The organism is Ruminococcus sp., assembly GCF_019417665.1.
GTDB lineage: Bacteria > Bacillota > Clostridia > Oscillospirales > Ruminococcaceae > Ruminococcus_C.
Genome location: NZ_DXUU01000068.1, coordinates 1 through 9,946, shown reverse-complemented (window position 1 = coordinate 9,946; position 9,946 = coordinate 1). Strand labels below are relative to the sequence as shown.

Genomic DNA, 9,946 nt, shown 5'->3' with positions numbered 1-9,946 from the left:
CGGGTTCGGACTTTCACCGAACTATTTTATCTGCACCGAACTGGCGCACCCTCTTACACTTCATTATACCACAAAAACTGCGCACCGTAAAGTACGCAGTTTTTGTCAGCATCATTTTCCCTAGAGCATGTTTTCGCAGAAGCAGCGCTGCCCTTACTTATTCACCGTTTCTCAACCGTTCCGTCACGCTGTCCTTTGAAATCGTCCGGTAAACCAAAGCTGGCACAACAATACAAATCAAGAGAATTACCGCTGCAATCGCTAGCATTAATATCCATGGATAGTGGAATACAGCATAATCTGTTATTCTCTGTGCCATCTTCGCAACTGCATAAACAATCACGTTTCCAACAGTAAGAATCAAAACAATCGTAATCAATCCATAATACACGCCCTCAAACATGAGCATTTTCCGCACCTGCTTCTTCGTCATGCCCACGCTCTCCAGCACTGCAAGCTCTTTCCGTCTGGTAAACACACCAGTGAGCATCACATTGATAAAGTTAATGACACCAATGAGGATCAGCACAATAGAAATACCAGCAGTAAGAATATTCATTGCCGTCATACTGGACTGAAAGTCCTCGATACTTTCCGATTTGATCTCCACAGCCTGTACAGCTGGATTGACCTTCGTCAATTCCTTGATCCGAGCAGTCACATAACTCTCCGCTTTTGGGTCACAGTCAATGATAACATTGTCCACCGAGGGAGAATCTGTCAGCTGTTCCATCGCAGCATCACTGATCAACACACAGGATGGCGCACCCGCCATCTCCCAATAATATCCCACGTTAATGCCGTGGTCATCATCCATTGTAGGACAACTGCCTACGTCCAGGGAAACCGATTTTCCGCTGTCAGGATCTGTCAGAGTAATGGTCTTGCCCTTCACCTGCTCCGCCTGTTCCTGGGAGTTCACATAGCCCACAAAACAGATCTCTCCCTTTTCAAATCGTTCAATGTCGATCTTTTGTTTCGCTTTCTGATTGTACAGTTCCATCATTTCTGTGCTGACGCTGATCACCGGTGCAGAATAGGCATTTTCCTGATAATAATCGATCATGTACTGGATCTGCGCTTCATCTGCACCTTGATTTTCCAGAAACGGGCGGAACAATTCCTGATCAAAGACAATATCTGCATCCAACGAACGATTCACGCTGACATTCTTGACACCATCGATCGCAGCGATTTCCTCTGCCATCTTCAGCACCGCATCCACATTTTCCTGTACCTTTTCTTCCGGCAGTTCATCGTTCGACAATTTATCGCCGTCACAATTTGTATAAATGGTATAGTCATTCGGCAGGTAGTAGTCCACATAGTTTTCCAGCTTCATACTTCCAATAAAAGTATTTGTGGAAAGAAACGCCATAGTACCCATAAACAATGAGGCAAACACCAGAACTGCACGTTTCTTTTCCCGGAACACATTGCGGTATGCCATTTTATGCAGTTTCCCGCCATCCGTAGATTTTTTCGGCTTGATTTTCTCTGTGTTCTGCCCATTATACTTCAAGGCTTCTACAGGAGAGACCCGACTCGCCAACTTCGCCGGTTTCCGGCAGCTGACAGCAACAGTGAAAATACCGAACAAAATCGTTCCCATGTAAATAAAGGGATTGAAACTGATGTCCGTCGGCATAACGCCATTTATGCCGAACAGCTTCATCGCATAGGGAACAGCGACAAAGGAAACCAGTGTTCCCAGCAAAATGCCCGCAGGAATTCCCACCGCAGACAGCCGGAATGCCTGTATCCGTACCATTTTCCGAATCTGCTTCGGCGATGTACCGATGGTTTTGAGCATACCGTAAAAGCGGATATCCTTTGTTACCGAAATATACATGACATTGTAGATCAGCAGATAACCGCTGAATACAATGATCAGTCCCACAAGCGCCATGCAAACCACAGCCACCAGGACATTAGAACCGTTTTCGTCCTGTACATCATAGGTAGAATCGATCTCCTGTCCCTTTTCGAGCGTCACCTGCCTGTCTAGTTCTTCCAGCAGTACACGCTGTGCACCCACCTTTGCCGACATGGAGAGCGTACCGTTTTCTTCCACGGTGAGTCCCAAACTGTCTGTATAGGCCTTGGAGACAAATCCCTGAAAGCCTCCGGCAGTATAACAATAATCCGTAAACCATCCGGAAAGCTGAAATGTCTGTTGTTCTCCGTCCACTGTGACAGTGATGTCCATCTGGCTTTTCGGCTGAGAAATCTCCAGCGCATCCAGCGCCGCTTTGGACAGCATGATTTCCATTTTGTTCGTAGGATAATTTCCGGTCACATCACTAACAGCCGGAAGAAAATTTTCTTCCCATTCAGTCTTATCATAATACCGCAAGGCGATTTTCGTTCCCGAATTTTCGGGTTTCTGTGCACTTCCGGCTTCTATTTGAAGTCCGGCAGCATTCAGGTGGTCACACTGCTTCGCCTGTGCGATCTGTGTTTCTGTGGGCGAATCCAGAAACACAGCAGCCTTTGTTCCCTGCTCCCGAAGCATCATCGTATTGAGATTTTTACCCAGACTAAAACCAATGCTGAACACCGTGGTAAACATGAAGGTAGTCAGAATAATCGCCAGTACAGCAAACAAATTCCGCATCCGGTTCTGTTTCATAGAACGGGCTGCAATGCGTTTTACTGCGCCTTGATTGTTATTTTTTAGCATGGCTCACACCACCTTGCCGTCTTCAATGCGGATCATCCCATCTGCCATAAGTGCGATCTCTTCATTATGGGTGATCATGACAATAGTCTGGTTGAATTCCCGACTGGTAACTTTCAGCAAAGAGATAACGTCCATACCCGTTTTGCTGTCCAGGTTTCCAGTGGGTTCGTCCGCCAGGATCATAGCAGGCTTCGCAGACAGTGCACGGGCAATGGCAACACGCTGCTGCTGTCCCCCGGAAAGCTGGTTGGGCATGGCTTTCAGCTTCTTCTCCAGTCCCAGCGTTTCCACAATGGTATGGACATAGTTTTTGTCCACCTCTGCCCCATCCAGTTCAATGGGCAAAACGATGTTCTCATACACATTCAGCACCGGCACCAGATTGTAATTTTGAAATACAAAGCCGATATTCCGGCGGCGAAAGATCGTCAGTTCCTCATCATTCATCCGGGACAGCTTTTTGCCCGAAACCATCACTTCACCGGAAGTTGGTCTGTCCAACCCACCCAACATGTTCAGCAATGTAGACTTACCACTGCCCGAAGTACCAATGATTGAGATAAACTCCCCCTCCTCTATGGCAATAGAAACATGATCCAATGCTCTGACCATATTTTCGCCTGTCCCATAGTATTTACATAGATCCTGTGATGTCAGAATACTCATTACAGTCACTCCTTTTGATTTGATACTTCTATTATAGATCGATCTTCTTACAATCTGGTGACAGATTTTCTAAAGGCCTTACTGTATGATCCTCGTATGATATTACCGAAAAGAAATCTCGAAAACAAAAAGCAGGCACACTGCATTCTTTCAGGAACTATTTCTATTCCCGTAAAATACAACATGCCTGCCTACAATGCGCTAAATAGCGAAATTTGTCAAATCGATCACGATTTCGGCGCAATGGTCACCGTATAGGAACCATCTTCCAGCGCACCCACTGTAATAGTCACACCCGGATCGATGGTCTCTGCCTCATTGGCATCATACCACCCAAAGCCGGAAGTATTACTGTCGATAGCAGCACCGGTCTTGAAAACACCGCCGCCGTCATTGACCAGCCGAATGAGCCGAATACCGTCATCGTCATTGTTGGTAAATTCCGAACCGTTCTGATACTTGAAATATGTCCACCAGTAATCCGAATATTTCTCTGCCTGAATGTGCTGGATTCGCACACCACTGTCAATTTCTGTCCACCACTGGGATGCAACACCACTGTTATTTCCGTCTACTGTAGAATATTCCAGAATGAAATACTCGGAGAAATACTTTTCATCCAATTTGCCATAGGGAATGATCACACAATTGCCATCCCCTGTCTGTGCACTTTTCAGTTGGAATGTCTGAGCGCCCTGAGAGGGATCATAGACCGAGATCTGATCTTCCCGATACCAGCCCAGCATGAGCTTGGAAAAGGCACTGAAATCCGAATAGGCGTCCATATCCATCAGTTCTGTTCCGGCAGAACCGTGCATACCCTCTCCGTCATCGGAATAATACAAATAATAGTCCGGCAGACCCATGCAGTGTCCCATTTCGTGAAGATAACTGCTGTTAAAATTGGTGATGCTCACCGAATCAGCGTTGCCGGTGATGATATGTCCCACCTTCACGCCGTCCACGGTATACTCCCCATCACCGAAACCGCCGGCACATGGCCACCAGTTGTCATTATCCGCAGTTTCTGGAACGGTAAACAATGTGGCATCGATCTTACCGTCTCCATCACTGTCATACTGGCTGAAATCCACGCTGTCCTTGAATGCCTCAAAACATTCTTTTGCCAGAGCAACCTTATCAGTGCCGTAAGCAGAGATGGAATTTTTCGCCGTGTAGGAGAACACCTGTCCATTCAGTTCCATAGCACCCTTGGAAGAGCGTGCATAGAATGCAGACATGCTTTCAAAAGGATAATTCTCTGACGAAGTATTCTCCGGTCCAAAAGCGATTTCCTGCAATTCTTCTGCGGACAGCTTGTTGGAATAGGTACAGTCCGGGAAATCAATGTAGAAGATCACCAGGCTTGCTTCTCCCTGAGACGGCAGCGAAGCGTCAATATCTGCAATAGGTGCAACCAGGAAGGGCGATTCATCGACAGTTTCCGTTGTGATTTCCGTTGCAGCTGTCGTCTCTGTGGTGGTTGTTTCTGTGAGAACGGTCGTTTCCGTTGTCACTGTCGTTTCCAGCGGCTCCGTGGGTTCTGTGGGGTCTTCCCGTTCCTCATAGATTCCGATCCACTCGGACGTACCTGTCAGGCACTGCCGCAGGATTCCAAGATCAATGCCGTTGACCGCATTGTCTGCATTCAGATCGCCGCCGTATCTCCACTCCGTTTCCGTGGAAAAAGCAGCCTCTCCCAGCAGATATTTTTGCAGCTGCACCATATCCGCAGCGGAAAGCGTTCCATCCTGGTTCACGTCTCCACGATAGCCCACCAGTGCCAGCTCTGCATTCGCCTGCAAACTGAAACACATACAAGATACCGCCGCAATCAATGCCCCGGAGAACGCAGCAACCATTTTCTTTCTGATCTTCATCCTTCCATTCCTCCAGTTTTCTGAAAATTGATATTTCTATTATAACATATTTTTATATATTTTGTGTAAAAATATTCCTCAATTTTTAATATAATTTACCATACCCAACGAAACGTGCAGATGTCACAAAAGGCTATTCCAAATGGTTATTATAATCGGACGTCCGAACTGCACAAATCATCCGTATATCGCAAGCTCTGTCATTTCACAAAAAAACTTTGAATGATATGTCACAAATTTATCTGCAAATCTGTTATAATAGACAGGACGTCCAAGAAAAGAGGTGAGCATATGACAACACCAGAAGAACAAGAAAAACTCAACCATCTTTACAATATCTACGAACAGCCCATGTATCGCATTGCCTATGCCATCCTGCACCACACACAGCAGGCAGAGGATGCTGTATCAGACGCTTTTCTGCGTATCATACAGAATCTGCGCAAGATTGGCGACGTGGACAGTGAACAGACAAAACGCTACATCATTCGTATCATCCGCAGCACTGCCATCAACCAATACCGTAAGAATCAGAAGGAATCTGCACGGTGGGCAGCATGGGATGACAAGATCATGCAGATCCCGGATAAAAGAGATGACATCGAACAACTCCTGGCAAATGTCGTACAAGAAGAAGCCATTGCAGCACTCCTAGAGCCTTTGAGCGAAACAGACCGGCAGATTGTTCTGATGCGCTGTCAGGAGGAATTGTCCTTCCGGGAGATCGCATCTCAATTGTCCATGCAGGAGGCAACTGCCCGAAAACGATTCGAACGTGCCAAGAAAACCATCCGAAAACAAAAGGGGGACATATACTATGAAACGCAACTCTTTTCCGTATCATGACAGAGAATGGGAACGAATCGTGGAGGATGCTTTCGCACCAGATGCAGAGACCCACGTCTTTTCCGAACAGTACCAGCAGAAAAAAAGCCGGATGAATACCCAAATGGAGGTCACAAAGATGAAAAAGCACAATTTCCGTATGAAAAAGCCCCTTACCGCAACTGTTGCCATTGCCGCTGCTGTGGTACTCGTTCCGTCCACTGCCCTTGCTGTCAGCCACTTCAGCGCATATTTCCAAGAAACAGGCGCTTATCAGCAGAATGTGATCATCGAAAACGGCAGTGAAACAAATGCATCCACGCAGCCAATGGCGCTGTCTGTGGGCTGGATGCCTGAAGGCATGGAATATATAGAAAAAGACGGCAAGTACCGGGATGCACAGGATCGAGGCGTTACCATGCTATACTGGAAGATGAGCAGTGAAAGCGAAGCCCTCACCCATCAGATTTCCTATACTGTTTCTCAGGAAACCTATACCTGCGGTGAAAATACCGTTCTTTGCGCCAAACATGACACCACCGGCATGAGCGGCAAGGTGTTTGACCGTGAGATCTGGATCGCTTTCCCGGATTCGCCTTATGCCGTTGAAATGTACGTCACTTCAGATATCACAGAAGACGAAGTAAAGCAAATTGCCGCTCAGCTATCCCTGACGCCGGCAGACACAGAAACTGCTACAGTATGGACAGAGGATACTGAAAAAGAGGAACCGGCCGGGATCGAAGACGTCAACCCTGCCCCGGAAGACATCCAGATTTACCAGATCGGAGATACGATTATAAACAGCGATTTTTATGAAACCGAAAGTGCCGTTTCTGTCTCTGTGGACAGTGTCAGTGTACAAGACACCTTCGACGGCATCACCACAGACGGCTGCGGTAATCCAGCAAACTATGCTGATTACACCAAAGCAGACGGCACTGTGGCTGACAATATCCGCACATGGTACACTATGGGAGACGGTGTCAATACGCTGGATGAAAAGATACGAGAGGAAACTATTCCTCAGAAAGTTTTGGTAATGCACCTGACCTACACCAACATAGGCTCTGAAACGGTAGAAGAATGCGTGTGCCCGTCTCTGTTTTGGATCGAAGGTGAAAAGGTTATCTATGACTGGGATACTGGCGACACATATTCCACCGACAGCAGCATACACCTAAAAGCTGACAACATGGCATTCAGCTTTTCCACCAGTCACAGCAACCATAAAAACAATCTGACAGATCTTGCGCCAGGCGAATCTGCTGAAGTCACTCTTGCATTTTTAGTAGATGCAGACAAAATGGACAATCTGTATCTGAACATACTGAACATCGGCTCTCCGGCAATTGCACTGAGCGATTTGCAGTAAAACATCCAAACTAGCTTCTGCGGAATTACCTTGATATATAACAAACCGGACGTATCACATTGTGGTGCGTCCGGTTTGTTATGTTGATTGTATATATTTTATCTGATCAATATGAGTCGGAATTATCCCTGTTTTTGGATCAATTCCAACAATTCCCGTTCCGATCGTTTTCCAAAACCAATGACCTTTCCCTGGCATAAAATACACGGTACACTGAGGATTCCATGCTGTTTCTGAAATTTTTCATGCCACTGGAGCACATAGACATCCGTTCGCACTCGTGGATTCAACAGAGCAAATCGGCTTGCGGCAATGACCGTATCGGGACACATAGTGCAGGATAATGTCACTGCGATTTCCAGATGCAGCGCCGGAAGTGCAGCAATTGCTGCACGAACCTCTGCATCTAATGGCAGTCCTTTGCCGGCAACATTGTAGATCATCATGGCAAAAGACTGCATCTCGTGACCGCCCGGAATCCCATGGAAAAAAAGTCCATAAGAAGTACCGTTTCCCTGACAGAATTCCAGTACAGGACATTGATTTTCTACCTTTTTTGACAGAGGCACCGTTTCCCATTGCAGAAAATCGGATAACTCACAAACTTCCTGAACAAAACGCTGCGCCTTTTGAGAAAGCGCACCGCTGCCCATATGCAGCCGGATACACAAGGGCTTTTTCAGCGTACGAAACAGCTGCTCCAGCTGCCCTCGTGTTTCAATGGGTAAAAAGTTCGATGAATCGACCTTTTTTTCAGGAACAGGATGCGTTTCAGTATTAATTTTCTTTTGCGGCATAGGAAATGCTGGAATATGATACATTTCATGTCGTGCAGTGAGCACATGTTCCAGTGCATTCGCCGCAACTGCACCATCTGAAACCGCTGTGACGATCTGCCGCAGGCTTTTCTCACAGACATCCCCTGCACCATAAACGCCGTCACAGCTGGTTTTCTGATGAATATCCGTTTTCAGATATCCACCCTCTGACAATTCCAATTGTTCCCGGAAGAGCGATGTTTCCGGCATATACCCGATAAACACAAATACACCAAAAGAATTCCCATCCGCCGGCGTATACTCCACTGTTTCTCCCGTGACGCAATGACGGAGCAGCGCAGAACGTAGCATCTGGTCACCCTGCACAGCTACCAGTTCCGTCTGAAACCGCACTTCAATGTTGGGATGTGCCAGCACTTGTTCCGCAAGAGATTTTGCACAGGAAAATTGATCCCGGCGAATGCACATGATCACCTTTCTGGCATATTTTGCAAGAAATAATGCTTCTTGAGCTGCCGAATATCCGCCGCCAATGACGAAAACTTCCATATCTTGAAATAAAGCACCATCGCATGTGGCACAATAGGAGATGCCCCGTCCCCGAAATTCTGCTTCACCCTGGAATCCAGCCATCCGAGGTACAGCGCCTGTTGCCAAGATAAGTCCTAGGGAGTGAAATGTCCCTTTTTCAGTCACAACTTCCTTGAAAAGTCCACTACACGACAATCGGAGCACCTGAGCTGTCCGAATCTCCGCACCGAATTGCATCGCCTGGCGCTGCATATTCTGCATAAGCGAAGAACCGCTAATGTGCAAAATGCCCGGATAATTTTCTACATCTGAAGTAATGGCGATTTGTCCGCCGATTTTCTCCTTTTCCAACAAAAGAGTTCGATACTTGGCACGTGCCAGATAAATAGCAGCCGCAAGTCCGGCAGGACCTCCACCTACAATAATAGCATCATATAAGTGATTCACCCTTCCTAGCCTCCTTTCGAAATACCATTAGCATTCCAAGAAAAATTGGTTTTATGCAGTTGAATTATTCGGCAGGATCAACTGGTTTATTCAACCCTACAAAATATCCAATGACATCTTTTCGGGTAATGATGCCCACAAAAACACCTCGATCATCCACAACTGGCACAAAATTCTGATCCATGACTCGTTGTAACAAATCATCCATTGTCGCATAAATATTCACTGGCGGATTGAACATCGGACGCAGCAAATTGGTAACCAATTCATGCTCCGTCGTGCGGATATCACAAGACAAGGATGCCCCCTGTACATCACGTCCCAAAATATGCCATAAAAAATCTCCCTCTGTAATCGTTCCATGATAAATTCCCTCATGATCAATCACCGGAATCGCGGTATATTTGTGATAATGTATTTTTTCCAAACCTTGTCGAATGGAATCATCTGTATATAAAAAAGCAGTGTCACATTTTGGCTTTATTAAAAAAATAATATTCATTGAATAGCCTTCCTTTTTGAAGCTTTATTGCTTTCATTATAGCATAATTCCATACACTTGACAAGCCCACAAACAAAAAAGGTCTCCCCAAATCAGAGAGACCTTAAAACAAGAAAAGGCGCAATCGAGGAGATTGCGCCCAATAGAGAGAGCCGGCATTGACCAATTTTCCCAGGTCGAGAAGACCAAGTATCGTAGGCGCGAAAGAGCTTAACTGCCGTGTTCGGAATGGGAACGGGTGGAACCTCTTTGCCATAA

At 46.4% G+C, this 9,946-nt stretch carries 7 protein-coding genes and 1 rRNA gene; 2 read left to right on the top strand and 6 right to left on the bottom strand.

The window, feature by feature from the left end:
• Positions 1–157: 157 nt before the first annotated feature.
• The 3 genes from QZ375_RS12575 to QZ375_RS12565 form a co-directional block, all read right to left on the bottom strand.
• Positions 158–2,683 (bottom strand): ABC transporter permease, encoded by a 2,526-nt coding sequence (locus QZ375_RS12575; RefSeq protein WP_295219602.1) that lies wholly within the window; start codon positions 2,681–2,683, stop codon positions 158–160.
• 3 nt (positions 2,684–2,686) lie between these two features.
• Positions 2,687–3,349 (bottom strand): ABC transporter ATP-binding protein, encoded by a 663-nt coding sequence (locus tag QZ375_RS12570; RefSeq protein ID WP_295219601.1) that lies wholly within the window; start codon positions 3,347–3,349, stop codon positions 2,687–2,689.
• Positions 3,350–3,576: 227 nt separating this feature from the next.
• Positions 3,577–5,229 carry a dockerin type I domain-containing protein gene (locus QZ375_RS12565; RefSeq protein ID WP_295219600.1) on the bottom strand — a complete coding sequence of 551 codons (1,653 nt, stop codon included), beginning with the start codon at positions 5,227–5,229 and terminating at the stop codon, positions 3,577–3,579.
• A 291-nt stretch (positions 5,230–5,520) separates the two neighbouring features.
• Between QZ375_RS12565 and QZ375_RS12560 the strand changes: the two genes are divergently transcribed.
• Together QZ375_RS12560 and QZ375_RS12555 are read left to right on the top strand one after the other, a co-directional pair.
• Positions 5,521–6,075, top strand: coding sequence for a sigma-70 family RNA polymerase sigma factor (locus tag QZ375_RS12560; protein WP_295219599.1), 555 nt, complete (start codon positions 5,521–5,523; stop codon positions 6,073–6,075).
• The gene (locus tag QZ375_RS12555) at positions 6,047–7,429 is read left to right on the top strand and encodes a hypothetical protein (RefSeq protein WP_295219598.1); all 1,383 of its coding nucleotides are present in this window, start codon (positions 6,047–6,049) and stop codon (positions 7,427–7,429) included. Before QZ375_RS12560 ends, QZ375_RS12555 begins: the two co-directional genes overlap by 29 nt.
• 122 nt (positions 7,430–7,551) lie before the next feature.
• Here the strand turns inward: QZ375_RS12555 and QZ375_RS12550 are convergent, their stop codons facing one another.
• The 3 genes from QZ375_RS12550 to rrf all read right to left on the bottom strand — a co-directional run.
• The gene (locus QZ375_RS12550; protein ID WP_295219597.1) at positions 7,552–9,186 is read right to left on the bottom strand and encodes an FAD-dependent oxidoreductase; all 1,635 of its coding nucleotides are present in this window, start codon (positions 9,184–9,186) and stop codon (positions 7,552–7,554) included.
• Between the two features lie 64 nt (positions 9,187–9,250).
• Positions 9,251–9,688 (bottom strand): CBS domain-containing protein, encoded by a 438-nt coding sequence (locus QZ375_RS12545; protein ID WP_295219596.1) that lies wholly within the window; start codon positions 9,686–9,688, stop codon positions 9,251–9,253.
• Positions 9,689–9,838: 150 nt separating this feature from the next.
• Positions 9,839–9,946 (bottom strand): 5S ribosomal RNA (rrf, locus tag QZ375_RS12540); the annotation flags it as partial.

Bases quoted from the DNA above. Each gene is read 5' to 3' on its own strand.
- QZ375_RS12570 (WP_295219601.1), bottom strand. From the start codon at position 3,349: ATGAGTATTCTGACATCACAGGATCTATGTAAATACTATGGGACAGGC.
- QZ375_RS12565 (WP_295219600.1), bottom strand. From the start codon at position 5,229: ATGAAGATCAGAAAGAAAATGGTTGCTGCGTTCTCCGGGGCATTGATT.
- QZ375_RS12545 (WP_295219596.1), bottom strand. From the start codon at position 9,688: ATGAATATTATTTTTTTAATAAAGCCAAAATGTGACACTGCTTTTTTA.
- QZ375_RS12560 (WP_295219599.1), top strand. From the start codon at position 5,521: ATGACAACACCAGAAGAACAAGAAAAACTCAACCATCTTTACAATATC.
- QZ375_RS12575 (WP_295219602.1), bottom strand. From the start codon at position 2,683: ATGCTAAAAAATAACAATCAAGGCGCAGTAAAACGCATTGCAGCCCGT.
- QZ375_RS12555 (WP_295219598.1), top strand. From the start codon at position 6,047: ATGAAACGCAACTCTTTTCCGTATCATGACAGAGAATGGGAACGAATC.